23 protein-coding genes are annotated in these 26,320 nt (G+C 62.8%); 8 read left to right on the forward strand and 15 right to left on the reverse strand.

Annotation, left to right across the window (positions count from 1 at the left end; translation table 11 throughout):
* Nucleotides 1–3 precede the first annotated feature (3 nt).
* From mdcA to modA, 6 genes are all read right to left on the reverse strand, one after another.
* Nucleotides 4–1,668, reverse strand: coding sequence for a malonate decarboxylase subunit alpha (gene mdcA, locus ACQ3C8_RS11325; RefSeq protein ID WP_428851627.1), 1,665 nt, complete (start codon nucleotides 1,666–1,668; stop codon nucleotides 4–6).
* Nucleotides 1,669–1,678: 10 nt separating this feature from the next.
* Entirely contained in the window at nucleotides 1,679–2,665 is a 987-nt protein-coding gene (locus tag ACQ3C8_RS11330) for a Bug family tripartite tricarboxylate transporter substrate binding protein (RefSeq protein WP_009523326.1), read from the reverse strand.
* Between the two features lie 318 nt (nucleotides 2,666–2,983).
* Nucleotides 2,984–3,796: a TOBE domain-containing protein gene (locus tag ACQ3C8_RS11335; protein ID WP_428851628.1), complete on the reverse strand. Its 813-nt coding sequence runs from the start codon at nucleotides 3,794–3,796 to the stop codon at nucleotides 2,984–2,986.
* Nucleotides 3,793–4,551: an ATP-binding cassette domain-containing protein gene (locus ACQ3C8_RS11340; RefSeq protein ID WP_428851629.1), complete on the reverse strand. Its 759-nt coding sequence runs from the start codon at nucleotides 4,549–4,551 to the stop codon at nucleotides 3,793–3,795. The genes ACQ3C8_RS11335 and ACQ3C8_RS11340 overlap by 4 nt, the downstream gene beginning before the upstream one ends.
* Before the next feature lie 8 nt (nucleotides 4,552–4,559).
* Nucleotides 4,560–5,246 (reverse strand): molybdate ABC transporter permease subunit, encoded by a 687-nt coding sequence (gene modB / locus ACQ3C8_RS11345; RefSeq protein WP_428851630.1) that lies wholly within the window; start codon nucleotides 5,244–5,246, stop codon nucleotides 4,560–4,562.
* Nucleotides 5,247–5,266: 20 nt separating this feature from the next.
* Complete coding sequence (modA, locus tag ACQ3C8_RS11350) at nucleotides 5,267–6,022, reverse strand: molybdate ABC transporter substrate-binding protein (RefSeq protein ID WP_428851631.1); 756 nt, start codon at nucleotides 6,020–6,022, stop codon at nucleotides 5,267–5,269.
* Nucleotides 6,023–6,190: 168 nt separating this feature from the next.
* Here modA and imuA point away from each other — a divergent pair, with 168 nt between their 5' ends.
* From imuA to ACQ3C8_RS11365, 3 genes are read left to right on the forward strand one after another with little or no spacing between them, the layout of a single operon-like run.
* Complete coding sequence (gene imuA / locus ACQ3C8_RS11355; protein WP_428851632.1) at nucleotides 6,191–6,901, forward strand: translesion DNA synthesis-associated protein ImuA; 711 nt, start codon at nucleotides 6,191–6,193, stop codon at nucleotides 6,899–6,901.
* Nucleotides 6,828–8,318 (forward strand): DNA polymerase Y family protein, encoded by a 1,491-nt coding sequence (locus tag ACQ3C8_RS11360; RefSeq protein ID WP_428851633.1) that lies wholly within the window; start codon nucleotides 6,828–6,830, stop codon nucleotides 8,316–8,318. The genes imuA and ACQ3C8_RS11360 overlap by 74 nt, the downstream gene beginning before the upstream one ends.
* A gap of 5 nt (nucleotides 8,319–8,323) precedes the next feature.
* A complete protein-coding gene (locus ACQ3C8_RS11365; RefSeq protein ID WP_428851634.1) occupies nucleotides 8,324–11,512 on the forward strand; it encodes an error-prone DNA polymerase in 3,189 nt (1,062 codons plus the stop codon).
* 96 nt (nucleotides 11,513–11,608) lie between these two features.
* On the opposite strand, the gene ACQ3C8_RS11370 is transcribed toward ACQ3C8_RS11365, so the two are convergent.
* The 5 genes from ACQ3C8_RS11370 to icd form a co-directional block, all read right to left on the reverse strand.
* Nucleotides 11,609–12,580 carry a Bug family tripartite tricarboxylate transporter substrate binding protein gene (locus ACQ3C8_RS11370; RefSeq protein ID WP_428851635.1) on the reverse strand — a complete coding sequence of 324 codons (972 nt, stop codon included), beginning with the start codon at nucleotides 12,578–12,580 and terminating at the stop codon, nucleotides 11,609–11,611.
* 160 nt (nucleotides 12,581–12,740) lie between these two features.
* Nucleotides 12,741–13,169 carry a thermonuclease family protein gene (locus ACQ3C8_RS11375; protein WP_428851636.1) on the reverse strand — a complete coding sequence of 143 codons (429 nt, stop codon included), beginning with the start codon at nucleotides 13,167–13,169 and terminating at the stop codon, nucleotides 12,741–12,743.
* A 274-nt stretch (nucleotides 13,170–13,443) separates the two neighbouring features.
* The gene (locus ACQ3C8_RS11380; protein ID WP_428851637.1) at nucleotides 13,444–13,980 is read right to left on the reverse strand and encodes a DUF2971 domain-containing protein; all 537 of its coding nucleotides are present in this window, start codon (nucleotides 13,978–13,980) and stop codon (nucleotides 13,444–13,446) included.
* A gap of 572 nt (nucleotides 13,981–14,552) precedes the next feature.
* The gene (locus tag ACQ3C8_RS11385) at nucleotides 14,553–15,416 is read right to left on the reverse strand and encodes a tyrosine-type recombinase/integrase (RefSeq protein WP_428851638.1); all 864 of its coding nucleotides are present in this window, start codon (nucleotides 15,414–15,416) and stop codon (nucleotides 14,553–14,555) included.
* 178 nt (nucleotides 15,417–15,594) lie between these two features.
* Nucleotides 15,595–16,845 carry an NADP-dependent isocitrate dehydrogenase gene (icd, locus tag ACQ3C8_RS11390; protein WP_428851639.1) on the reverse strand — a complete coding sequence of 417 codons (1,251 nt, stop codon included), beginning with the start codon at nucleotides 16,843–16,845 and terminating at the stop codon, nucleotides 15,595–15,597.
* A 342-nt stretch (nucleotides 16,846–17,187) separates the two neighbouring features.
* Here icd and ACQ3C8_RS11395 point away from each other — a divergent pair, with 342 nt between their 5' ends.
* The 3 genes from ACQ3C8_RS11395 (at nucleotide 17,188) to ACQ3C8_RS11405 (ending at nucleotide 18,796) form a co-directional block, all read left to right on the forward strand.
* A complete protein-coding gene (locus ACQ3C8_RS11395) occupies nucleotides 17,188–17,775 on the forward strand; it encodes a pseudouridine synthase (RefSeq protein WP_428851640.1) in 588 nt (195 codons plus the stop codon).
* A 102-nt stretch (nucleotides 17,776–17,877) separates the two neighbouring features.
* The gene (locus tag ACQ3C8_RS11400; protein WP_428851641.1) at nucleotides 17,878–18,141 is read left to right on the forward strand and encodes a hypothetical protein; all 264 of its coding nucleotides are present in this window, start codon (nucleotides 17,878–17,880) and stop codon (nucleotides 18,139–18,141) included.
* 166 nt (nucleotides 18,142–18,307) lie between these two features.
* Nucleotides 18,308–18,796, forward strand: coding sequence for a DUF192 domain-containing protein (locus tag ACQ3C8_RS11405; RefSeq protein ID WP_428851642.1), 489 nt, complete (start codon nucleotides 18,308–18,310; stop codon nucleotides 18,794–18,796).
* Nucleotides 18,797–18,829: 33 nt separating this feature from the next.
* On the opposite strand, the gene ACQ3C8_RS11410 is transcribed toward ACQ3C8_RS11405, so the two are convergent.
* The 4 genes from ACQ3C8_RS11410 to ACQ3C8_RS11425 form a co-directional block, all read right to left on the reverse strand.
* Nucleotides 18,830–20,518, reverse strand: coding sequence for a methyl-accepting chemotaxis protein (locus tag ACQ3C8_RS11410; RefSeq protein WP_428851643.1), 1,689 nt, complete (start codon nucleotides 20,516–20,518; stop codon nucleotides 18,830–18,832).
* Between the two features lie 388 nt (nucleotides 20,519–20,906).
* Nucleotides 20,907–21,488 (reverse strand): superoxide dismutase [Fe], encoded by a 582-nt coding sequence (gene sodB / locus ACQ3C8_RS11415; RefSeq protein ID WP_009523346.1) that lies wholly within the window; start codon nucleotides 21,486–21,488, stop codon nucleotides 20,907–20,909.
* Nucleotides 21,489–21,572: 84 nt separating this feature from the next.
* Nucleotides 21,573–22,964: an exodeoxyribonuclease VII large subunit gene (gene xseA / locus ACQ3C8_RS11420; RefSeq protein WP_428851644.1), complete on the reverse strand. Its 1,392-nt coding sequence runs from the start codon at nucleotides 22,962–22,964 to the stop codon at nucleotides 21,573–21,575.
* Between the two features lie 495 nt (nucleotides 22,965–23,459).
* Complete coding sequence (locus ACQ3C8_RS11425; protein ID WP_009523348.1) at nucleotides 23,460–23,864, reverse strand: MarR family transcriptional regulator; 405 nt, start codon at nucleotides 23,862–23,864, stop codon at nucleotides 23,460–23,462.
* A 373-nt stretch (nucleotides 23,865–24,237) separates the two neighbouring features.
* Between ACQ3C8_RS11425 and ACQ3C8_RS11430 the strand changes: the two genes are divergently transcribed.
* Both ACQ3C8_RS11430 and ACQ3C8_RS11435 read left to right on the forward strand, forming a co-directional pair.
* Entirely contained in the window at nucleotides 24,238–24,708 is a 471-nt protein-coding gene (locus tag ACQ3C8_RS11430) for a tripartite tricarboxylate transporter TctB family protein (RefSeq protein WP_428851645.1), read from the forward strand.
* 8 nt (nucleotides 24,709–24,716) lie between these two features.
* Nucleotides 24,717–26,219 (forward strand): tripartite tricarboxylate transporter permease, encoded by a 1,503-nt coding sequence (locus tag ACQ3C8_RS11435; RefSeq protein ID WP_428851646.1) that lies wholly within the window; start codon nucleotides 24,717–24,719, stop codon nucleotides 26,217–26,219.
* Nucleotides 26,220–26,320: the final 101 nt, after the last annotated feature.

Consider the following 26,320-nt stretch of genomic DNA (forward strand, 5'->3'; position numbering starts at 1 on the left):
TCGTTACCAGTGACGAAAGCGTTTGGGCGGGTCGTACAGTCCGCCAGACCAGCGCACCAGATCCTTGATGGACTTAGCCGCCAGCAGGTCGCGCGTGGCCAGCCGGGCGTCGATGCCAAGATCCTCGGGCCGCTGGATGATGCCTTGGTCGCGCAAGTTCTCCACCGCTCTGCGGTCGCGCGCGAGACCGGCCGGGGTATAGCCGGCCACGCCGCGAATCGCCTGCTCGCGCTCTCGCAGGGTCGCACAGCGATGCAGGTGGGCGACGCCTTCCTCGGTCACGAGGTGCGTCAGGTCATCGCCGTAGATCATCACCGGCGGCAGATCGAGATTGAAATCCTGCTGCAACTGCAATGCGTCCAGTTGCTCCACGAACGTGGGCTGCATCTTTTCGCGGAACGTCTCGACCATCTGCACGACCAGTTTGCGCCCGCGCGGCATGCGCGAGATGCCGCCCGCACTCTCCGCGCCAGCCTTCAGCCAAGCATGGCTCGAATGCCGGCGGCCGCGCGATTCGCTGCCGAAATTCGGCGCGCCTCCGAAGCCGGCGATGCGGTTGAGCGTGGCGGTGGACGAGTTGCCTTCAAGGTCGATCTGCAGCGTCGAGCCGATGAACAGGTCGGCATAGTGCCCCGCCAGCTGGCAGAACGCGCGGTTCGAGCGCATCGAGCCATCCGGACCATTGAAGAACACATCGGAGCGCTGCTCGACATAGCGTTCCATGCCAAGCTCGGAACCAGCGCAGTGAATGCTCTTGACGAAACCCGACTCGATGGCGGGAATCAGCGTCGGGCATGGATTGACGCTCATGTATTCGCAGATCTTGCCGCGCAGTCCAAGCGACTCGGCATAGGTCGGCAGGATCAGTTCGATGGCCGCCGTGTCGAAGCCGATGCCATGGTTAAGGCGTCGCACCTCGTAGGGCGCATAGATGCCCTTGATGACCATCATGGCCATCAGGATCTGGATCTCGCTGATCTGTGCCGGATCGCGCGTGAAGATGGGTTCGATGTAATGTGGTTTCGGCGCCTTCACTACGAACGACACCCAGTCGGCCGGTACGTCGACGCGCGGTACGCGCTCCACGATTTCGTTCACCTGGGCAATCACGATACCGCTCTTGAACGCGGTGCCCTCGACCACGGCTGGCGTATCTTCCGTGTTCGGTCCGGTGTACAGGTTACCCTCGGCATCGGCGCTCTGCGCCGCCACGAAGGCGACGCGCGGCGTCAGGTCGACAAAGTAGCGGCTGTAGAGTTCGAGGTAGGTGTGGATCGCCCCGACTTCGATCCGGCCGTCCTTGATGAGGCGCGCCATGCGCACACCTTGCTCGCCCGAATAGCAGAAGTCGAGCTTGCGGGCGATGCCGCGCTCGAACACATCAAGGTGCGAGGCCAGCGCGAGGTTGGACTGCACGATATGCAGGTCATGTACACGCGCCGGATCCACCTGGGCCAGGCAGGCCGACAGGAAGTCGGCATGCTTCTGGTTATTGCCCTCGATGCAGACACGGTCGCCTGGTTGCAGCAGCGCTTCCAGCAACGGCACGACCTCGCCGGCCGTGACATGCTTGCCGGAGGCCAGCGCGCCCACGCGCGCCAGGCGTTGCCGGCGGTCATCCGCCAGGGTGTTCCACTGGCGGGACATGGATGGGATCGTCAAAGTCATGCCCTATGCGTCATGATTCCAGTGTGATGTTGGATTCGCGGATGACTGTACCCCACTTCTTCAGGTCGTCGCGCGTGATGTCCGCGACTTCCTTGGGAGTGCGCGGGCCAATCTCGTCATTGCCGAGCTTCGCCAGTTCTTCAATGACCTGTGGATCGCGCATGATCTTCTGCAGCTCGGCCTGCATGCGGCTAGCTGCCGCCGCGGGAATACCGGCCGGCGCGACAAGCGTGAAACGCAGCGAAGCCTCGTAACCCGTCAAGCCCTGCTCCGCCAGCGTCGGTACATTGGGCAACGCCGCCGAACGTTTTTCGGAGGTCACGCCGAGCACACGCATCTTGCCTGACGCAATCAGGGGCAGTGCCGGGCCGATGGTCGCCATCATGATCGGGATCTGTCCACCCATCAGGTCGGTCAGCGCCGGCCCCGCACCGCGATAGGGAACGTGGCCCATCGTGACGCCCGCCTTGCGCTTGAACATTTCGCCGGCCAGATGATGCACCGAGCCGACACCCGAGCTGGCGTAGTTGTACTCGCCCGGCTTGGCCTTCTTGAGCAATGCGATCAGTTCGTCGAGCGTCTTGGCGGGAACATTCGGATTGACCACCAGCGCCAGCCCCGTCGAGCAGACGTAGGAGAGCGGCGTGAAGTCCTTGAGCGGATCGTAATTGAGGGTGCGCAGGTGCGGCATGATCGTCATCGGACCAGTATCGGTCAGGCCGATGGTGTAGCCGTCGTTGGTCGAGCGTGCTACCGAGTCTGCGCCGATGGAGGCGCCGGCGCCGGGCTTGTACTCATAGACGACCGGTTGCTTCAGCGCGGCTTCGAGGCGGCGGCCGACGATGCGCGCAGTGGCATCCGTGGCCCCGCCGGTCGCGTACCCCAGGATCAGCTTCACGGGCTTGGCGGGCCACACATCGGCCCGCGCCCCCGGAATGGCCAGCCAGGCGGCGCCAGCGCCGAGACAACTCAGTACTCTTCTCCGTTCCTGTTGCATTGCCCTGCCTCCTCACATGTAGTCATCTACTTTTTATATACTCATAATATATTAGATGCACACGAACAATTCCGGGGCCGTTCCTAGGGTAAACGACAGTCAAAAAGACAGGAACGGTCCTGCAGGGCGCCATGGCAGCCGTGCCTGCTCACATTGCGCAGGTTGTGTGAGGCGCGGCGACGCTCCGGATAGCGGAAGAAGCAGGACATGGGCGGGAGGCCTCTGGAGACAGCAGTACAGGACACGATGAGGCGGCGCGCGATCCCGTATCGATAAAGCAGGGACGGCGAAGGCCCGCCCGTCCGTGCAGCACGATGTTCAGGCAGGTACGCCGAGAATGACGCTCGAGGCCTTGAACATGGCCGAAGCCGGCTTGCCCTCGGCGAGGCCGAGCGCGGTGCAGCTGTCGTTGGTGATGATGGCAGCGACTGCCGCGCCGCCCGGCAGCTCGATCACCACCTCGGTATTCACGGCGCCCGGCTGCACGCGGGTGACCTTGCCGGCCAGCTTGTTGCGGGCGGAGAAGCGCGCGCCTGCTTCGTCGGTGACGACAATGATGGACGACGACTTGATCAGCGCGAAGGCTTCCACGCCCGGCTTCAGCCCGAGCGACTGCGTGCTGCCGCACGTGACGATGGCAATGAGGCGATGGCCGCCCAGCACCTCGAGTTCGATCTCGTCATTCACCGCGCCGCTCTTGACCGTGACAACCTTGCCGAAGAACTGGTTGCGCGCACTGGTTTTCATGCTCATTCTCCTGAGAAGCAGGTAGTCCTCCGTAATACCGGCTGCCTGGCCGCTGAGCTGTGTCACGAAGCGACGGTGCTCCTGTTCGATCAGCCTAAAGTTTTCCACCAGCTGCTTGCCGCGCGCGGTGAGGACCGTGCCACCGCCGCCCTTACCGCCAGTCACCCGCTCGACCAGCGCCTCACCGGCGAGCGAGTTCATGGCGTCGATGGCATCCCAGGCGGCCTTGTAGCTCATCTTCATGGCCTTGGCCGCACCCGTGATAGAGCCAGTTTCCGCCACCAGCGCGAGCAGGCCGATGCGCCCCCTGCCCCCGAAATTTTCGCCACCCACGGTCATCCACACGGAGCCGTGCAGCTCGACCAGTTTGTCTTGCGCTGTCATCTGTCAGTGACCTCGTGCCTTGTCATCATCGGCAGAGCATAACGCGAGTCACACGAAATGATCGCTGCCGGATCGATGCTACCTGTCGCATCACCGGCAATACGGCCATCGCGCATGCGCAGCACTTTCTCGCCAAAAATCTCGGCATCCGCCGGATCATGCGTAATGAGCACCATCGGTACCTGCAGGCGGCGCTGCAGGTCGTCGAGTTCGCCGCGCATCACGGTACGAAGCTCCGGATCAAGCGCAGCAAAAGGCTCATCCAACAACAACGCGGCGGGGCGGGCAATCAGCGCGCGTGCCAGGGCCACGCGCTGGCGCTGCCCGCCGGAAAGCTCATCTGGCAATTGATGGGCTGTCGGCTCGAGTTGAAAAGCCGCGAGCCAATAGTCCACCGCATCGCGGTGGTCACTGGCACGCGGATTGAACAGTCCGCGCTTGAGGCCGAAGGCAATGTTCTGGCGTACGCTCAGGTGCGGAAACAGGGCGTAGTCCTGGAACACATAAGCCACGTTGCGCAATTGCGGCTTGAGGTCGATCCCCGCCGCAGCGTCGAACAATGTCGTGTCATTCAGCCTGACGTGCCCGGCATCGGGGCGCATCAGTCCGGCAATCGCCTTGAGCGTCAAGCTCTTGCCCGATCCGGAGGCCCCCAGCAGCACGATGCGCTGGCTAGTGGAACGGAAACGCACGTCCAGATGGAATGTCCGCTTGCCGGAGCGCAGGGTCTTGCGGATATCGATATCGAGATGCATGCGTCGCCCTACGAGGAATGCGCGGTTTGATGCGCGATCCGCCCCGGCGCCAGACGGCCCGCGCCGAGCAGCAGCACGATGCACACGGCCGAGGTGACCAGCACCAGCATATTGGCCAGTTCGTCCTGCCCGGCCTGCACGGCTTCATAGACGGCCACCGACAGCGTCTGCGTCTTGCCCGGAATGCTGCCGGCCACCATCAGCGTCGCGCCGAATTCGCCGAGCGCACGCGCAAAGGCCAGCAGCACGCCGGCCATGATGCCGCGCCAGGCAAGCGGCAAGGTCACGCGGCAGAAGATCGCCAGCTCGCCCGTGCCGAGCACGCGGGCCGCCTGCTCCAGTTGCGCGTCGACGGTTTCGAACGCCGCGCGCGCCGACTTGAGCACCAGCGGAAACGTGACCACCGCCGCGGCAATCGCCGCACCCTGCCACGTGAAGATGAGGCGGATGCCAAAGGTTTCGTTCAGCCACATGCCAAAGGTGCTGCGGCTACCCAGCAGGACCAGCAGATAGTAGCCAAGGACCGTGGGCGGCAACACCATCGGCAGCGTCATGACGGTATCGAGCAACTCCCGGCCCGGGAAACGCACGCGCGCGAGCAGAAAGCCCAGTGCCACGCCGGTTACCAGGGAAATCGCGGTGGCGCTGCCGGCCACTTTCAGCGAGAGCAGCAGCGCCGTCCAGGTTGCATCCATACGTCAGGGCACGCGCAGGTTCAGGGTTTCAGGAAGCCGTAGCGGGCCAGCACGGCCTGGCCATCGGCCGACATCACGTAGTCGATGAAGCGGGCCGCTTCCTGCGCGTTGGCGCTACCGGCTGTCTTGGCGATCGGGTAGCTGATCACGGCCTTGAGCGGCACGGTAAAGGCAACTTTGACCTTGTCCTTCATCAGGGCGGCGTCGGTGTTGTAGACGAAACCCGCATCCACTTCGCCACGCGCCACGTAATCGAGCGACTGGCGCACGTTCTGCGTATTCACAGTCTTGGGCTGCATGGCTGTCCACAGATTGGCGGCTTCCAGCGCCTGCTGGGCATAGCGGCCCACCGGCACGCTCGCCGGCACGCCAATGGCCACTTTCTGCACCTCGGGCCGGTTCAGGTCCTCGAGTCTGGTCATCGCATGCTTGCTGTCCGTCGGCACGATCAGCACCAGCGCGTTGCGCACGAAATCGCGGCGGTCCGCAGCCGCAACCAGTTTTTCCTTTACGGCCCGATCCATGGTTTCCTGGTCGGCCGAGGCAAACACGTCGACCGGCGCACCCTTGGCCATCTGCTGCAGCAGCGCACCCGACGCACCAAAGTTCAGCAGCACCTTGGTTTGTGGATGCTTCGCTTCATACTGCCGGGCAATGTCCTTGAACGCGTTGGTCAGGCTGGCGGCAGCCGACACGGTGAGCTCGGCGGCAGCGACGGAACAGCTCAGGACCATGAAGCCCAGGGACACCAGCAGCTTGCGGGGTACGATCGACATGCAGACTCCTTCTTGCAATGCGCACATCGTAATATACAAGAAGATATAACGCTAGAAAAACCTCGCGACCACCCACCACGAAGGCGTCAAGAAAATATTGCCGGCACAGGCGATCCTGCCTGAAATACTGTATATTCATACAGTATTAATGTCCCCAAACTGCCCCTTGTGACTTCCCTTTCGACCGCCCCCGAAGCGCTGCACCCGGCGCTGTGGCGCGCCTCGCAACTGGCGCGGGGCAGCGTGCGCACGCTCGACACGGGCTACCCGGCGCTGTCGGCGGAGCTGCCCGGCCAGGGCTGGCCCATCGGGCAATTGATCGAGCTGCTGGCGGCCCGCCCCGGGCTCGGCGAACTGCGCCTGTTGCGTCCCGCCCTGCTCGCAGCGGCCAGCCGGCCGGTCGTCTTCCTGGCGCCGCCACATCTGCCGCATGCCACGGCCCTGGCCGGCTGGGGACTGCCCCCGGAACGGCTGCTGTGGCTGCGCCCGCAGCATCCTGCTCACGCCTGCTGGTCCGCCGAACAGATCCTGCGTGCCGGCACCTGCGGCGCGCTGCTCTTCTGGCACACCCGCATGCGCAGCGACCAGTTGCGCCGGCTGCATCTGGCCGCCCAGTCGGGCGAGACCCTGTTCTGCCTGATGCGCCCCGTCGATGCCGCGCGCACCGCCTCCCCTGCCCCGCTGCGCCTGCAGCTCGACAGCACGGCGCAGGGGCTTGCCATCCATTTTCTCAAGCGGCGCGGGCCGCCACGCGACACGCCGCTGTCGCTGGCCCTGCAGCCGCTGCCCATCCTGCGTCACCGCCATGTCACCCCTGTGGATCTGCCTGCGCCTGCCCCGCTTGCCGCTGGAAGTCTTCCGGCCGCGCTGGTGTCCTGAGCTACCTGTGGCCGTGCTGGATGGCGGACAGGTCTGCGTGGCTTCCGCATCTGCACACCAGGCGGGCGTACAGCCGCACATGCGTCGCGGCGGCGTGCTCGCGGTCGCACCCCGGACGCTGCTCTACACGCGTGCGCCCGAGCAGGAGGAAGCACTGCGCGAACGCGTGGCGATGGCGCTGCTGCAATTCACGCCATGCGTCGCCACGGCGCTGGACGAGGCCGTGCTGCTGGAGGTTTCGGGCAGCCTGCGCCTGTTCGGTGGCATTCGCGTGTTGTGCCGCCTCGTCCGCCAGACCGCGCAACAACTCGGCTGCAGCACCGTACTGAGCTGCGCCCCGACCGCGCATGGCGCCTGGCTGCTGGCACGCGGCGGACGTGGCACGCGCCGGACCATGCGACTGGCGCGACTCCACGCCAGGCTGGATACCCTGCCGATCGGGGTCTTGCCCGAAGCCGGGCCGGAACAGGCATGGCTGGCTGGACTCGGCTGTCGCACGCTCGGCGCGCTGCGCCACCTGCCGCGCGCGGGGCTGCGGCGACGCTGCGGGCCTGCCATGCTGGACGCACTCGATCGTGCCTATGGCGATACGCCGGCCCTGCTCGACTGGCTGGAAGCCCCGCCGACATTCCATGCCCGCGCCGAATTGCCCGATCGCATGACCCACGCCGAACATGCCCAGCATGCAGCCGACGGCCTGCTGGCCCAGATGCTCGGGTGGTTGCAGGTGCACCAGTACGCCGTCACGCATTACACCCTGCACCTCGAGCACGAACGCGGCCGGCAGGCCATTGCGCCGACCGCGCTCGAGATCGCGCTGGCCGAGCCGACATGGCAGCATGCCCACCTGACACGGCTGCTGCGCGAGCGGCTGGCCAAACTCGTGCTGACAGCGCCCATCCTTGCCGTCGGCCTCTCGGTCACGCAAGTCCAAGCCCGCGCGCCGCTCAGCGAGACGCTGTTCCCCGAGCCCGGCGGCACCGCGCAGGATCATGCGCGGCTGCTCGAACTGCTGGCCGCCCGCCTCGGTCCTGAGCATGTGCTGCGCGCCCGGCCGCAAGCGGATCACCGTCCCGAGCGCGCCAATCATTGGGAGCCGGCGACCCTGCCTGCGCCATGTTCCGCACGTCCAGCCGCACCTTCAACGACAGCGCCTGCCTTGCCGCGCCCGGCATGGCTGCTCGATGCGCCAATCCCCCTGGCCGTCCACGGCCATGCGCCGCACTACGGCACGCCCCTGCGTCTGGTGTCGCCGCCCGAGCGCATCGAAAGCGGCTGGTGGGATGGCGATACCGTGATGCGCGACTACTACGTCGCCATGGATGACGGCCACGCGTGCTACTGGATCTACCGTGAACGCCGCAGCAGCCAGGACCATGCGCCGGCACGCTGGTATCTGCATGGCCTGTTCGGATGAATGCCATGGATGTCCTGCCTCCACCGATTCCATCGAACACATCCACGCCGGCACCCGCCCTGCCGCCGTATGCCGAGCTGGTCTGCCGTTCGAACTTTTCTTTTCTGCATGGCGCATCGCATGCCGACGAGCTGGTCGCACGCGCCAGCCGCCTTGGCTACAGCGCACTGGCGATTGCCGACGAATGCTCGCTTTCCGGCATCGTGCGTGCCCACGCCGCCGCCAAGGAACACGGGCTCAAGCTGCTGGTCGGTGCGCGCTTCCGCTTGAGCGGCGATGGCGCCGCAGCCGGCGCCGCCTTCGTCGTGCTGGCCCGCAATTTCGCAGGCTATGGTCATCTCTGTGAACTGATTACCTTGGCGCGCGGCCGTGCGCCGAAAGGCGAGTATCACCTGACGGCACGCGACCTCGACAGCCCTGCCGCATCCCATGCCCACCTGCGCGGCCTGCCCGATTGCCTGGTGATCTACCAGCCCGAACATGCCTCGCCGGAAGACGTGCTGCAGGCCCATGCCGCATGGATGTCCGCCACCTTTCCCGGCCGTGCCTGGATCGGACTGACACTACTGCTAAACGCTACCGATGATCTGCATCGCGCCCAGGTGGAAGCTGCAGCCCAGGCACATCGGCTGCGCGTGGTCGCCACGGGCGATGTGCTGATGCATGCGCGCTCGCGCAAACCCTTGCTCGATGTTATGACGGCCATGCGCATCGGCAAGCCCGTGGCCGAGTGCGGCTATGCGCTCGCCGCCAATGCCGAGCAGCATCTGCGCACGCGCCTGCGGCTGGCCAATCTCTACAGCGCGCGGCTGATGGCTGAGTCGACGCATATTGCCAACCTGTGCACGTTCTCGATGGACGAGATCCGCATGCACTATCGCTACCCGGAGGAAGATGTACCAGCCGGCATGACCGCCGCACAGTACCTGCGCCAGGAAACCTATGCCGGCGCAGCCCGGCGCTTTCCCGATGGCATCCCTGAGAAGGTCCGCAAGCAGCTCGACGCAGAACTGGCACTGATCGAAGAGATGCAATATGAGGCGTACTTCCTGACGGTGTACGAACTGGTGCGGTTTGCCCGTCAGGAAAACATTCTCTGCCAGGGCCGCGGCTCGGCCGCCAACTCCGCCGTGTGCTACTGCCTCGGTGTCACCGAAGTCGATCCGTCACGCGAGAACCTGCTGTTCGGCCGCTTCCTCTCCAAGGAGCGTGGCGAACCACCGGATATCGACGTCGATTTCGAACACCAGCGTCGTGAAGAGGTGATTCAGTACATCTACACAAGATACGGCCGCCACCGCGCGGCGCTTGCCGCCGCCATCTCCACTTTCCGTCCACGCGGGGCCTTGCGTGAAACCGGCAAGGCGCTCGGCGTGGATGCCTCGATCATCGACCGCGTAGCGCGCAGCCATCACTGGTTCGACAGCCGTACCGACCTGTTGCAACGCTTTGCAGAAAGCGGCCTTGACATCGACAGCCCACTGATCCAGCGCTGGGCCCAAATGGCGGCGCAACTGGTACGGTTTCCGCGCCACCTGTCGCAGCACTCCGGCGGCTTTGTCATCGCACGCGACCAGCTCTCCCGACTCGTGCCCATCGAGAATGCGGCCATGCCGGACCGCAGCGTGATCCAGTGGGACAAGGACGATCTCGAAGCACTCGGCCTGCTCAAGGTCGATGTGCTCGCGCTGGGCATGCTCACAGCTTTGCGGCGTGCGCTACATCTCATCTCGGTCTGGCGTGGCCAGCCGTTCGGCATGCAGGATATTCCGAAGGAAGATCCCGCCACCTACACCATGATCAGCAAGGCCGACACCATCGGCGTGTTCCAGATCGAATCGCGCGCGCAGATGACGATGCTGCCGCGCCTGAGGCCCGAACGCTTCTACGATCTGGTCATCGAAGTGGCCATCGTCCGCCCCGGGCCCATCCAGGGCGGCATGGTGCATCCGTATCTGCTGCGGCGACAAGGACTCGAGCCGATCTCTTACCCGCGTCCGGAAATCGCCGAAATCCTGACGCGCACCAAGGGCATCCCGATCTTCCAGGAACAGGCCATGCAGATCGCCATGGTGGCGGCCGGCTACTCGGCGGGCGAAGCCGACGAGCTGCGCCGCGCCATGGCTGCGTGGAAACGCAAGGGCGGCATGGATCCGCATCGCGAGCGGCTGATCTCGGGCATGCTCAACAACGGATATCCGCAAGAATTCGCCGAGAACCTCTACCGCCAGATCCAGGGCTTCGGCGACTACGGTTTCCCGGAGAGCCACGCTGCCAGCTTTGCCCTGCTGGTCTACAGCAGCGCCTGGATCAAGCGCCATGAGCCGGAGGCCTTTCTCTGCGCCCTGCTCAACAGCCAGCCGATGGGGTTCTATAGTCCGTCGCAACTGATCCAGGATGCAAGGCACCACGACGTGATCGTGCATGGTGTCGATATCCGCCACAGTGACTGGGACAGCACGCTCGAACCGCTGGCCGGCACCTCGCGCCCCGCGGTCCGCCTCGGCTTCTCGCGCCTGCAAGGCATGCGGCAGGACAGTGCTGAACGCATCGTCGCTGCACGTGCCGTCCGCGCCTTTGACAACGCACGCGATCTCGCGCGCCGCGCCAGGCTCGACAGCCACGACCTGCGTGTGCTGGCTGCCGGCAATGCGCTGGAACCGCTGGCCGGCCATCGCCGCAGCGCACTGTGGGAAGCGTCCGGTGCCATGCCCGATACCGATCTGCTGCACGTCACCGACCTGCGCGAAGAAACACCGCAACTCGCCACCCCGACGGAAGCCGATGAGATCATCGACGATTACCACACGATGCATCTCACACTGCGCCGTCATCCGCTTGCCCTGCTGCGCCCCTTGCTCACACAGCGACGCTTCGCCACAGCCGCGACGCTGGCCGGCTATCGCGATGGGCAGCTGGCCCGGGCCTGCGGCATGGTGACGATGCGCCAGCGCCCGCAGACCGCCAAGGGCGTCATCTTCATGACGCTCGAGGACGAGACCGGTTCGGTGAATGTAGTGATCTGGCCGAAAGTGCTCGAACGTCAGCGTCAGGAAGTACTGGGCGCGGGCCTGGTTGGCATCTATGGCAAATGGCAGAGCCACGACAATGTACGCCATCTCGTGGCGCAGTATCTGGTCGACCTGTCGCCGCTGCTCGGCAGAATCACCGTCATGAGCCGCGATTTCCACTGACTGGCTCGACATGAAAAAACCCCGGCGGTGCCATGCATCGGCCGGGGTTATTCTGCGTGGTCACGCCGACGTGCCGGTGTGACCGTACGGATCGATTCACTCCACCGTGGCACCCGATTGCTCGACGATCGACTTCCACTGGTGGTATTCGGTCTTGACCAGCGCCGCGAACTGCTCAGGCTTCATCGCCTTGGGCTCCGCACCCTGCTCCTGGATCGCTTTGGCGACCGCCGGACTGGCCAGCAGCTTGTTCACCTCGCCATTGATGCGCGTGACGATGGCCTGCGGCGTCTTGGCCGGGGCAAACAGGCCGTACCACGTGCTGACATCCACCTGCTTGTAACCCAGCTCGGCCACCGCCGGTACATCGGGTAGCGACGTGCTGCGCTTGGCCGAGGTCACCGCCAGCGCGCGCATCTTGCCCGCCTTGATCTGCGCCAGCGCCGACGGCACCGACGCCACCAGCAGATCGACGTTGCCCGACAGCGCGTCCATCATCGCCGCATTCGATCCCTTGTACGGCACGTGGCGCAACTTGATGCCCGCCGCCTTGCTGAGGATCTCCGCCGCCAGGTGGATCGTGGTGCCATTGCCGGGCGAACCATACGTAATCGTATCCGGCGCCTTGCGCGCGGCGGCGATCACTTCCTTCATCGTCTTGAAGCGCGAGTCCGTGCGCGTCACGATCACCACTGGCGTGTAGGCAACATGCGCAATCGCCACCAGATCGCGCGTGGGATCGTAGCTCACCGACTTGTACAACCACGGACCAACCACGAGGTTGTCCTTCTGCCCCATCACCAGGTCGTAGCCGGTCGGCGCGGCACGCACCGCCTCGGCGATGCCGATCGTGCCGCCCGCACCCGGACGGTTATCCGGCACGAGGGTCCACTTGGTCGCCTGCGACAGTTCGTTACCGATCAGGCGCGACAGAATATCCGTGCCGCCGCCTGGCGGAAACGGCACGATCAGGCGGATCGGCTTTTCCGGCCACGCCGCCTGGGCCTGCACCGGGCCGGCCGCAACGGCACACAACGCCGTCAAAAGAGTCAACAGGGTCTTGATCAAGATCGTTCTCCAGACAGTGATGCCACGAGATGCATCACCAAAAAACAAGGCACTGGCCACCATGCCGGCCACCAGCGCCGCGCGCCCACCTGCGCGCGAGGACCGTATTATAAAACGCACGCCTGCACAGCCTGCGCGCTTGGCCCGTCAGGATCAGGCATCAGTCCCGCGGGGCGCGCCGCCACTCCCATGGCGCAACCGGATCGGGCGCGGACCATAGACCACGCCGGCTCGCCTGCGCCTCCGCCTGCAGCGCCGGATACCCCGGGAAGTCCCGCGCATATTGCGGATACACCCACGCCATGCCCGCCTCCAGCTGGCTGCTGCCGGCATCCTTACCCTGGCAGCGCACCACGCCCACGCTGCGGCCATACCGATCCCGGGACAACACCAGGATCTCCGCCTCCTGCCGGAAACACAACGTCGCCAGCGCCTGCCGCGACCGCGCCCCGTACGGCTGCCGACGCTCCGGCGCATCGATGGCGGCGATGCGCACCTTGAGCTGCTGATGATTGGCGGTCAGGGCGGTAAGCGTATCGCCATCGCTGATGGCGATGACGGTGGTGAGAAGAGCAGCGGTAATGGTCATGAGGGAAGAACGGACAGCGACATGGGCATGCAGCGACAAATCACATCAAAGAAAAAACCCCGGAGATCTGTGATCTACCAGGGTTCACAGCTTGTCACGGAACGTGACGCAGCAGTATCGATCATGCTGTGTAAATTTGCTGGAAACTTCCGGCAATTCTACACAGCGTCGTTAGAGGAATCGAATTACCTTCAGGATTCCGCTCACCAACAGCCGACTGGCTATCTTCTCTGGCGAGCAGTAAGCATGATTGACATGCATCTTGTTCCTGAAGCTAATCAATGCGCTCAATATGTAGCTCGTAGCGATCATGCACCATCTTTGCCCGCCACAGCTCTATGTGAGGAAGATGGAGCTTCGCAATGCTCGAGACCTCTTCAATTTCGGACGGGGCCGTCTTGCATCCAAAGCATAATGACTGGATCACCTCCTTTGGAATCCGAAAAAGCCCAGGACCACGGCATTCATGAATAAAACGAACGGTCTCAAAATCAAACTTCGGATCTCTCGAAAACTCTGAGAGATCACCTGATGCGTTAGGGAGAGAAATGACACGATATTCTCGCTCATACTGCCAGAAATCCGCTTTATGACAGAGTGCTTTCGAAATTTCATCTGGATTGTTCCCAAACTTGAGAACTGGTCGCGTCGGTGAATAAATCACGGGCTGGGCTAAAGCGAGAGGTGGCATCAGCGCGCTGAAGCCAATACACACACCGCGATGATTGTCAGCATAATGCGACCACATCAGAGGATGGGTGTTGTCTTTTGAAGTACAAAAAACCCCTGTGTTCTTGAACTCTCGGTTCATGTTCTCTGAGATCAATCGACTAAAATTTGCAATATTCAGTCGACCTACATTTGCATCAAGCGCCTTCCTACGTTTATACGAGATCCTCTGAGCCTTACCGATTCTCTTCAATGACTCGCGCACTTGCTTTTGATTTTCAAACGCAGCATATGGGACTTCGCAGTCGAATGGGTCGTTGAAGTTCGCCGGACTAGAGAAATATATTTCTCGCCTCGCAATTAGGTTCAGAAGGTGCTGTCGTCTACACCCAGCTTCACATACTTCGCCTGACTGTCGAGTAGCGCACCCGCACGCGATGGAGTGGAATTTGTAGAGACGATCAAGAGGGGCATCTTGAGTCATGGCCTGATTCTGGAAGAGGATGATTTTCGCGGAGCCATAACCTCGGCCGGGATACGTTGAGGCAATACATCCTCACCCCATAACCGCATTTCCCAACACCCCCTCTTACTAAGTGAGGGATGACACGATTCTACGTGAAACGACCTGAAAAGAAAAAACCCCGGAGATCTGTGATCTACCGGGGTTCACAGCTTGTCACGAAACGTGACGCAGCAGTATTACATATTCGATCATTCTATGTAAATTGGCTGGAAACCCGCGCCAATTCTACACAGCGTCGTTAGAGGAATCGAATTGCCCTCACGATTCCCCTCACTATCGGTCGACTGCTCCCGTTCCGGTGGACCGCAACTATACCAGCCGCAAAAAAAAAGACCCGCGTCACGGGGTGCGAGCGAGCCTGAATATGGAAAAGCTACCTTGAACGCTACGGATAAGCAATTAGCATTTATTCGGTGGATGCTCAGTAGCCTCGATAGCTCCGCTGCTGCTGATAATGGCGCTGCCGGGTTTGTCTCCACCAACAGCTTTTGAATGGCGTAGTTATAGGCTTGCTGGATGATGATCCGCACGCCCTCTGCGGTATTTGGCGTGCTGCGCCTGGCTTCGATGATCGCCAGCACATGGGCCGGTTTCACATCCTCCAGCGCCATATGCCCAATACTGGGCCACACGAACCGCTCCAACCGTGAGCGAATTTGCTTGCGGTAGCTCTCAGTCTTGTCCGCCAGCCGTTCCTCTATCCATTTGAGGGTAAATTCTTTGAACTGGCCTTCGTTTCCCCTCAGTGCTCCCCTCACCTTGCGCTCAGCCCTGTCGATACGCTTGTGCGCAGCCGGGTTCTCGCCCCGCTCCACCATCGCCCGATACTCGGTGTGGCGGTCGCGTGCGTCTGCTACGCCAATCTCGGGGTAGCGCCCAATCGTGACTTCCCGCCGCTTGCCATCCAGCGTGTATTGGTAGATCCAGGTCTTTGCTCCGCCCGGCATCACCATCACAAATAGCCCGCCCCCGTCCGTCAGCTTGTAAGCCTTTTCCTTGGGCTTGGCATTGTTCAGCCGGGTCGGTGTAAGCGTGTAATTGATGTGGCGCATAGGACTCCCCTCAAAACTGAGTGGAATGAGGGGAATAGCTTCAAGATTCCCCGTCAATCTCCCCTCACTTAGCGCCGGATTCCCCTCACCCGCTTAGGAACACAATAAACAAAAAACCCCGGCTACACTTAGTGTACACCGGGGTTCGCCGGATTTCTCCGGAACATGCTGGAACAGCTTACATGTTTTCGATCATCACCTGACCGAAGCCCGAGCACGACACTTGCGTCGCGCCTTCCAGCAGGCGGGCGAAGTCATACGTGACCTTCTTCGACAGGATCGACTTTTCCATCGACGCGATGATGACGTCGGCGGCTTCGGTCCAGCCCATGTGGCGGAGCATCATTTCGGCCGAGAGGATTTCCGAACCCGGGTTGACGTAGTCCTTGCCGGCGTACTTCGGTGCCGTGCCGTGCGTGGCTTCGAACATGGCCACGGAGTCGGACAGGTTGGCGCCCGGGGCGATGCCGATACCGCCGACCTGTGCGGCCAGGGCGTCGGAGACGTAGTCGCCGTTCAGGTTCAGCGTGGCGATCACCGAGTATTCGGCCGGACGCAGCAGGATCTGCTGCAGGAACGCGTCAGCGATGGCGTCCTTGACGATGATGTCCTTGCCGGTCTTCGGGTTCTTGAATTTGCACCACGGGCCGCCGTCGATCAGCTCGGCGCCGAACTCCTTCTGGGCCAGTTCGTAGCCCCAGTCACGGAAACCACCTTCGGTGAACTTCATGATGTTGCCCTTGTGCACCAGCGTCACCGACGGCTTGTCGTTGTCGATGGCGTACTGGATGGCCTTGCGCACGAGACGGGTGGTGCCTTCCTTCGAAACCGGCTTGACGCCGATGCCCGAGGTGCCCGGGAAACGGATCTTCTTGACGCCCATTTCGGTCTGCAGGAAGTTGATCAGTTTCTTGGCCTGCTCCGACTCGGCTTCCCATTCGATGCCGGCGTAGATGTCTTCCGAGTTTTCGCGGAAGATGACCATGTCGGTCTTCTCCGGCTCACGCACCGGCGAAGGCACGCCCTTGAAGTAACGCACGGGGCGCAGGCAGACGTACAGGTCGAGTTCCTGGCGCAGGGCCACGTTCAGCGAGCGGATGCCACCGCCGACCGGGGTCGTGAGCGGGCCCTTGATCGAGACGACGTAGTCCTTCAGCACTTGCAGGGTTTCTTCCGGCAGCCACACGTCCGGACCGTAGACCTTGGTGGACTTTTCGCCGGCGTAGATTTCCATCCAGCTGATCTTGCGCTTGCCAGCGTAGGCTTTTTGCACTGCGGCGTCGACGACCTTGATCATGACCGGCGTGATGTCGAACCCGGTACCGTCACCCTCGATGTAGGGGATGATGGGATTGTCGGGAACATTGAGCGAGAAATCCGGATTGACCGTGATCTTTTCGCCGGCCGGTACCTTGATGTGCTGATACATGACGTCTCCAGTGCGGAACGGGGGTTAAACGATCGCCGCGGTTCGTGACCGGGCGATTGGCATGACAGGTATGCATTGTAGCGAGGCGGCCGGGTTCCTAAAACATCCGCAGGCCGCTTTCGCCTCACTCTTATATAAGACACAAGAGTAATTTCACATTATGCAGCAAAATTTCATGATTCGCCATCTCTCTTGCATTCCGCATCGTTGGCGAATTTGCGTTTTCCAGGGGCTGGCGGCGATACTGCAGGCCTCGCATACGCCAGGCGCGTTCCGCGTCCCCGCCAGCCCCGAAAGCCTGGTGCATTCCAACCGTTGTTATCCTGCCAGTGATCCCCTCACATGCGTTTGATCGCGCTCAACAAACCGTTTGGCGTGATGTGCCAGTTTTCGGCACATCCGTCCCGTCCTACGCTGGCCGACTATGTGCCGGTACCGGCCGTTTACCCGGCCGGCCGCCTCGATGCCGACAGCGAAGGCCTGGTCCTGCTGACGGACGATGGGGCACTGCAGGCGCGCATCAGCGAACCGCGCCACAAGCTGCCCAAGACCTACCTGGCGCAGGTCGAGCATCTACCGGGGCCGGAAGCGCTGGCGATCCTGCGGCGCGGTGTGGATCTTGGGGATTTCGTGACGCAGCCTGCACATGTACGCGCGATAGACGAACCGGCGTGGCTCTGGCCACGGACGCCGCCCATCCGCCACCGCGCCGCCATCCCCACCCAATGGCTGGAACTGGTCATCCGCGAAGGCAAGAACCGGCAGGTCCGGCGCATGACGGCGGCCGTTGGGCACCCGACCCTGCGCCTGATCCGCACACAGATCGGGCCGGTCGACCTGCTGGCGCTGCGTCTTGCGCCCGGTGCATGGTGCGAACTGGACCCGGCGCTCGTGGGTAGCACACAGCCGCGTACACGCAAATATCGCTAACCACCCGTATTCTGGAAGAAATCTGTCAACGGGCTGGCGCGCTATCCGTTCTTGGTGGCAGATGCTCCATGTGTGAGCGTCTCTTACCTCAAAGGATCTGACATGAACAAGTTGCTGACTGTGTTGATTGCTGGCCTTTTCTCGGCAGGCGCCTATGCGCAGGCAACGCCGGCCACCCCGGCGACGCCCGCCACCCCCGCACCGGCCATGAAGGCCGCTCCGGCGGCTCCCGCTGCAGCAGCCACCCCGGCCACGCCCGCCGCCAAGCCCATGACGTCGGAAACACACGCCACGAAGAAGGCTGCTGCACCCCATAAGAAGCACGCAAAGAAGGCACACAAGAAGGTGCAAAAAGCGGCGTCGTAACAGGCTGCCTTTACTGGCTACCTGACTTCATCGCAGGGCTGGCGCAGTCATGCGCCGCCCAAGGACATCCCGCGCCGGCCTGCCGTCGGCCGGGCATGTCCGGGCATGCGGCATAATGCGGTGCATGGTCGTCCGTCCGGGCTGTTCACCCTTTAGCGAGTCCCGCATGCCACACGTTTTCTCTTTCCGCCAGATACTTCGCGCTACCGGCCTCTCGGTAACCTTTGCGGCGCTGGCCGCCTGCGCAGCGAATGCTATCCTGCCGGCACCGGCGCATGCCGCCCCACCCACGCGGGTCGTGCAGCTCAACGCCGGCATGCACCTCATCCACGCTGAACTGGCCGATACGCCGGACACGCGCCAACAAGGCCTGATGCATCGCGAATCGCTACGTCCGAACAGCGGCATGCTGTTCGTCTTCGAGGAAAAAGCCGGCCACTGTTTCTGGATGAAGAACACGCCGCTGCCGCTGACAATTGCCTTCCTCGCCGATAACGGTACCATCGTCAACCTGGCCGACATGCAACCGCGCTCGGAACAGAACCACTGCCCGCGCGCAGCCGTCCGCTATGCGCTAGAGATGCCGCAGGGCTGGTTCCGCGAGCGCGGTATTACTGCGGGCGCGACCATCGGCGGCCTGCCTCAGCCGCGTTGAGCGGCCTGCAGCCTCCCTGCACCGAACGCTGAATCAGGCAGCAGCCACAGTGCCGGCGGATGCGGGCAATAGCGGAACTGACGCCGCGGCCTCGGTCACCTGACCCGGCACTTGCGGGCCGCGATGCGCGGCATGTTTCCCCGCTCCCGAGGCACGTGCGCCAGTTAACGTGCTCCTGACACGGAACACCGACACCACCTCTGTCAGACGCTGCGCCTGTTCTTCAAGCGATTCCGCGGCCGCCGCGGCCTCTTCGACCAGCGCCGCGTTCTGCTGCGTCACCTCGTCCATCTGCGACACGGCCTGATTAACCTGCTCGATGCCCGAACTCTGTTCTTCGGACGCCGCGCTGATCTCGCCCATGATGTCGGCCACGCGCTTCACCGCCTCGACGATCTCGCCCATCGTACGGCCCGCCTGATCGACCAGCTCGCTACCATTCTCGACGCGGTCCACGGAATCGGTAATCAAGGCCTTGATTTCCTTGGCTGCTTCCGCGCTGCGCTGCGCCAGGCTGCGCACCTCGCCCGCCACCACCGCGAAGCCTCGGCCTTGCTCGCCAGCGCGTGCCGCCTCCACGGCAGCATTCAGCGCCAGGATGTTGGTCTGGAAGGCAATACCTTCGATTACGCCGATGATGTCCACGATCTTGCGACTACTGTCATTGATCTCAGCCATGGTACCCACGACTTGCTGCACCACGTCACCGCCCTTGCTGGCAATGCCCGACGCACTGGCAGCCAGCGTGCTGGCCTGGCGTGCATTGTCGGCGTTCTGACGCACGATGCTTGTCAGCTCTTCCATGCTCGATGCCGTTTCCTCGAGCGACGACGCCTGTTCTTCGGTGCGCTGTGACAGGTCGGTATTGCCCGCGACGATCTGTTGTGTCGCCACACCGATCGATGCCGTTCCATCGCGCACCTGTTCGACAATCCCCGCAAGACTCTGCTGGGTACGTGACAGCGCACCGAGCAGGCGACCCATCTCCGTGCGCGGCCCGGCTTCGACGACGATGTTGGTCGTCAGGTCACCCGCCGCGATCCGGTCGAAATGACCAATCGCAGCATCGAGCGGACGGCCAATGGCCCGCAGCAGAAAAATGGAGCTGATGACACTGACCACCAGGCCAAACGCCAGCAGTCCAAGGTTGAGCAGGCGCAGCTGCTCATAGCGCGACTGCGACGCCTGGAATGCCGCCACCGCCAGGTCCATCTGGTGCTTATTGAGCTTCTCCAATGCCGCATTCACCGGGCGATACAGGACCGGCATGGTCTCGACCGCCAGACGCAGCGACTGTTCGCGATCGCCGGCCGCCAGTGCCGTCATCAGAGCGTTGGCGCCCTGCTCCAGAAACACCGCACGCAGGCGCGTGACATCTTCAGCCAGCGCCTTCTCCGTCGCCGCCTGGGGCAGCTTCATGTAGTTCTGCCAGTTCTTGTCCGCGTCCTTGAAGAACATGCGGGCGCGGTCGAGCACACTGTTCATGTCACCCGACTCGCCGACCGTCATCACGCCCCGGTCGAGCGTGAGACGGCCGCGCTGCAGGTTGATATCGGCCCCTGCCAGTTCGGTCATTGAGGCCAGCTGATTGGACTGCATTTCCTGCAGGGCATCGTTGCCGGCGTTCATACCGATGAGGCCAGCGCCAGCTACGATGATCAACAAAACGCTGCTGAGCAGCATGAGAGCGATGAGTCGCGCCCTGATCGTGAGGTTACTCAAGTGATATCTCCTGCTGCCGACAGCGCGGTGCGGCTTGTTAAAGTAGTAGTAAGCAGTGCTGCCACTCTTAACGGACGCCGATCGGGAAACTTGAGGCAGGAGAGGTAGAAATATGTCGGGCAGATGACGGCATGCGGCATCAATTCAACCGACTCGCCGTGCACGGCGCATGCGCGGATGCCGCGGACAATGCGGCCAAGACCAGGGAAGAAACTGGGCATCCGCCATGGTGCGGATGATGACGATTGGAAAAGGGGAAATGCAGGCGCCAGGGACATGGCAACCATCGGCAGCCAGACTCGGACCTGGACAACGCCAAGGTCCGAGGCACCATGCAAGGTGAGGCAAGTAGCCCAAGAAGCTCGCCTCCCCTCACACTACAGCGAACTCAGCCGGCGAAATTCTTGCCCACGAATTCCCAGTTGACCAGCTTCCAGAAGCCTTCGACGTACTTCGGACGGGCGTTGCGGTAGTCGATGTAGTAGGCGTGTTCCCACACGTCGCAGGTCAGCAGCGGCTTGGCGTCGGTAGTCAGCGGCGTGGCGGCGTTGGAGGTGGAGACGAGGTCGAGCGAGCCGTCGGCCTTCTTCACGAGCCAGGCCCAGCCGGAACCGAAGGTGCCGACGGCGACCTTGGTGAATTCTTCCTGGAACTTGGCGAACGAACCCCACTTGGCGTTGATGGCGTCGGCCAGCGCGCCGGTCGGCTCACCGCCGCCCTTGGGCGACAGGCCATTCCAGTAGAAGGTGTGGTTCCACACTTGCGCGGCATTGTTGAACACGCCGCCCGACGATTTCTTGACGATGTCTTCGAGCGACAGGTTCTCGAACTCGGTGCCCTTGATCAGGTTGTTCAGGTTGGTGACATAGGTCTGGTGATGCTTGCCATAGTGGAACTCGAGGGTTTCCTTCGAGATCGTGGGGGCGAGTGCATCGAGCGCGTACGGCAGTGCCGGGAGAGTATGTTCCATTCTTGTGTTCCCTGTGGGTAAGTAGCGTGGGGCTTTGATTGTAGGGGACTTGCGGGGTGCACGCAAACGCGCAGCCCCATTCCCCTACTGATCCAGCAGCTTAGGCTGTACCTGCGCGAGCTCGACATCGGCAGCGCCTTCGGCCAGCCGCACCTCGAGCCGCATGCGCGGACGCAGTGCTTCGGGATGGCGTATGGCGCGGCCGCGCGGATCGAGCAGCACGGCATATCCGCGCTCGAGGGTCCGTTGCGGATTGAGCAGTTCGAGCGCGGCTTGAGCCTGCTGGACGACGGCGGTGGCCTGCCGGGTTTCGGCCTGCATACGCTGGCGCAAGCGCCAGCCGATCTGTTCCAACCGGCTGCGCAAGCGTGCCGGATCTGGGCGGACAGCCCGCAACCGCATGGCCTGGAGACCATGCCGGTGCTGCTGGCTGGCTAGCCGACGCTGCATGGCATCGGCCAGGCGTCGTGCGCACTCGTCCACGCGCACGCGCCGGGCACGCAGTTCGGCCTGCGGGCTGCGCACGCGGCGCGCCAGCCAGTCGGTCGCCTGCTGGCGCCGTTCCAGTCCACGGCGCATGGCGGCGGCCAGCGCAGTCCAGCCGCCGGCCAGTTCTCGCAGCTTCTGGGCGCGATCCGGGCTGACCAGTTCGGCTGCGGCCGTGGGCGTGGGCGCACGCACGTCGGCGACAAAATCGGCGATGGTGATATCCGTCTCGTGACCGACACCGCATACCACGGGGATGGGCGAGCGGCAGATGGCCGCGGCGACTGCTTCTTCGTTGAAACTCCACAAGTCCTCGATGCTCCCGCCGCCACGGCACAGTAGCAGAACGTCCACTTCGCCACGCCGCCCGGCGGTGTCGAGCATGGCGGCGATGCGGTCGGCCGCGCCCACGCCCTGCACGGGTACCGGATAAACCACCACCGGAATATGCGGCGCACGGCGCGCCAGCGTCGTCAGCACATCGCGCAAGGCAGCCGCCTGCAGCGAAGTAATCACGCCGATGGCGCGCGGCGGCTGCGGGAGTGGCCGTTTGCGGCTGGCGTCGAACAGTCCTTCCGCCTCCAGCTTGGCCTTGAGGCGCAAAAAAGCTTCATACAGATTGCCCAGCCCGGCCCGGCGCACCGCTTCCACGCTCAACTGCAGTTCACCACGCGGTTCATAGAGCGACACCAGGGCGCGTACCTCCACGGCCTCGCCCTCGCGCGGCGTGAAATCCACGTGCTGGTTGCGTCCCCGGAACATCACGCAGCGGATCTGCGCCTGCTTGTCCTTGAGCGAAAAATACCAGTGCCCGCTGGCCGCACGCGTGAAGTTGGAGATTTCGCCGCGGATCCAGGCCAGCGGGAAGCTGCGCTGCAAGACCCCACCAATGGCACGGTTAAGTTCGCCCACAGAAATTACTTCGCGCGCAAGACTGCCGCCAGCATCGCCGCTGAAAGAAGATCCGTTGGTCTCGAACGGCTCAGACATGTCCACAGCCAAAAGTTGTGTGTAGGCCAACATTCCCCGCCAATACCCCCTCGCGGGAAGCCGCGCATATACGCATCAATGCCCTGTTTATTAAGGAAATTTTCATGAATCCAGGTCCCTCTAGCGCATGCTCTCACGGGCATGTCGCGATGGATTGGCGCATCTGCACAACGATATTCACAGAGTTATCCACACTTTTAGGGGGAGTCGGTCGAAGCACGGTTCGCATATTGCCGGAACATCACTTTCCGCCCCTCTGACGCGACCCGCAGGAGACTTGCCAGACTGACCACCACGAGAGAATACCTCGCACACCCTGCCTGCACAAAAAGTGAGCATCGCCTCACAAAATATTTAAAATCAAAGGCTTATCGCTGTTGTCCGGCAGTTTTCCACAGAACATCCACAGTTCTGTCCGGTAACGCTGTGGACATCCAGGCGGATTCCTTTCCAAGCACGTGCCCCGACGCGCAGTCAGCCGCCGCGGCGTGCGAATTAACGCTTGCCGCCCAGATCATCGCCCAGCGCATGAAGCGCCTGCGCCAACGCGGGAAGCATTTCCCAATGGCGGGCCGCCAGCATGTCAAGACACTTCCGGCCGCGGGCTGTCATGTGCACCTCGACCTGCCGGCGGTCGGTCACGCTGTGCACGCGCCGCACCAGCCCGAGATCTTCACAACGCGTGATCAGCGCAACGACCCCGTGCGGCTGGGACTGCAGGCGCTCCGCCAGTTCACTGATCGTGGCCCAGTCCCGCCCTGGAAATCCTCCGAGATGGACGAGGACCTGGTACTGCAAGACGGTAATGCCAGCCTCCTTGGCTGCTTCTTCGCTAAAACGCAGGAAGTGCCGCAATCGGTAACGGAACTCGGAGAGGAGCTCGAGCGTTTCCTTCGGCATGACGGGTGCGGTTTTACGTGGCATGGCATCAAAACAGGGCTGGTCGATCCGGATGTAGCGCGTAACGAATCTATCACATGCCCGGCGGCACGCGCTTACCTCACCTGGGTCCGCGACGCTCTTCGTGCAGCGCACCGCCAGATCGGGATTACCCGGCGCCTAGGGTAATACCTCATGCTGTGATGTAATTTATGTCATACCATGACTTAAATCTTCTGAAGACCTGATTTCCTCAGAGCGTTGCTCTCGAGGCGAATGCCGTGCGCGATGCGCATGGTGTCCACATGGCGGCCTATGCACGCCCTGGCGGCACATCTTGCCGCCAAGAACCCTGATCCGCTGTGCCCATACGTCAACTCAAGATGGAGGTGTGATGCGTCGTTCGTTAAAAATTCGCAGCCAGAAAGGCTTCGCTGCCGGCCTGCTTTACATGGTCGTCGGCGCAAGCGTGTCGTATGTCTCAACCGGCTACACGATGGGCACTGCAGCCCGCATGGGGCCCGGGTATTTTCCCTTCTGGCTGGGGATCATCCTTGCCGTGATCGGCGTGATCGTGCTGCTTCAATCGCTACGGATCAGTGCGGAGCGCGACACCATTCCGCATCTCGATATGCGCACCACGGTCTGGGTGCTCGGTTCGGTAGTGCTGTTCGGCCTGCTACTGCGGCCTCTCGGTCTGGCGCTCTCGCTGGTGCTGATGGTGATTCTCGCCAGCATGGCCAGCCATGAGTTCGGCTGGAAAGGCGCGGTGCTGAACGCGTTGCTGCTGCTGTCCATCTCGCTCGGGGCGTTCATCTATGGCCTCAACCTCCAACTGCCAGTCTGGCCGTCGTTTATCGAGTGAGGTGAGACATGGAACTGATTGACCACCTCATGCTCGGTTTCTCGACCGCACTCAGCTTGCAGAACGTCACCTATGCCTTTGTCGGATGCCTGCTCGGCACACTCATCGGTGTGCTGCCCGGGCTCGGTCCGTCGGCAACCATCGCCATGCTGCTGCCGGCCACGTACGCCTTGCCCCCGGTGGCTGCGCTCATCATGCTGGCCGGCATTTACTACGGCGCGCAGTACGGCGGATCGACAACGGCAATTCTGGTGAACCTGCCCGGGGAATCGTCGTCTGTCGTCACCGCCATCGACGGATACCAGATGGCGCGCAAGGGACGTGCCGGTGTCGCATTGGCCACCGCCGGAATCAGCTCCTTCGCAGCCGGCTGCGTGGCCACGCTGGTGCTGGCTGCGTTTGCGACACCGATGTCGGAACTGGCGTTCAAATTCGGTCCCGCCGAATATTTTTCGCTGATGGTGCTGGGCCTGATCGGCGCGGTCGTGCTGGCATCCGGTTCGCTGATCAAGGCCGTCGGCATGATCATCCTCGGACTGATCTTTGGCCTGGTTGGTACCGATGTCAACTCGGGCGCGGCACGCTTCTCCTTCGATATTCCGGAACTGACGGACGGCCTGAATTTCGTGGCGCTGGCCATGGGCCTGTTCGGTTTTGCCGAAATCATCATCAACCTCGAGCAGCGCGAGAAGCGCGAGACGTTTACCAACCGCATCACCAACCTCTTTCCGGCAGCACGCGATTTCCGGCGCATGTGGCCGGCGGTGGTCCGCGGCACGACCATCGGCACCCTGCTCGGCATCCTGCCCGGCGGCGGCGCGACGCTCTCGTCGTTTGCGGCCTATACGGTGGAGAAGAAGCTGTCGAAGTATCCGGAGGAATTCGGCAAGGGCGCCATCGAAGGGGTGGCAGGTCCGGAGGCCGCCAACAATGCCGGCTCGCAGACCTCGTTCATTCCGCTGCTGACGCTCGGCATTCCGTCGAATGTGGTGATGGCGCTGATGGTGGGTGCCATGACGATCCACAACATCCAGCCCGGCCCGCAGGTGATGACGAGCGACCCGGCGCTGTTCTGGGGCCTGATCGCCTCGATGTGGATCGGCAACCTGATGCTCATCGTGCTGAACCTGCCGATGATCGGCCTGTGGGTCAAGCTGCTCAAGGTGCCGTACCGCTATCTGTATCCGGCGATCCTGGTGTTCTGTTCGATTGGCGTGTACTCGGTCAACAACAATACCTTCGATGTCTTCCAGGCAGCCGCCTTCGGCCTCATCGGCTATGTCTTCGTCAAGCTGGCGCTGGAACCCGCACCACTGCTGCTCGGCTTCGTGCTCGGGCCGATGATGGAGGAGAACTTCCGGCGTGCGATGCTGCTGTCGCGCGGTGATTTCTCGGTCTTCGTGACACGGCCCATCTCGGTGTCGCTGCTGATCGGCGCGGCATTGCTGGTGGCCATCGTCGCGCTGCCCGCCGTGCGGCAGACCCGCGAAGTCGCCTTCCAGGAAGAGTAGGAGGACCGCCACCCCGGCATGGAGCCACATGCCGGGGCCAGAGGCGAAGACCCGCCCGCGCGCCTGCCTGCACCGTCATGCCTGCCACACACCTGCCCAAA

Origin of the sequence: Imbroritus primus (assembly GCF_964332355.1) — a bacterium.
Taxonomy (GTDB): Bacteria; Pseudomonadota; Gammaproteobacteria; order Burkholderiales; family Burkholderiaceae; genus Imbroritus; species Imbroritus primus.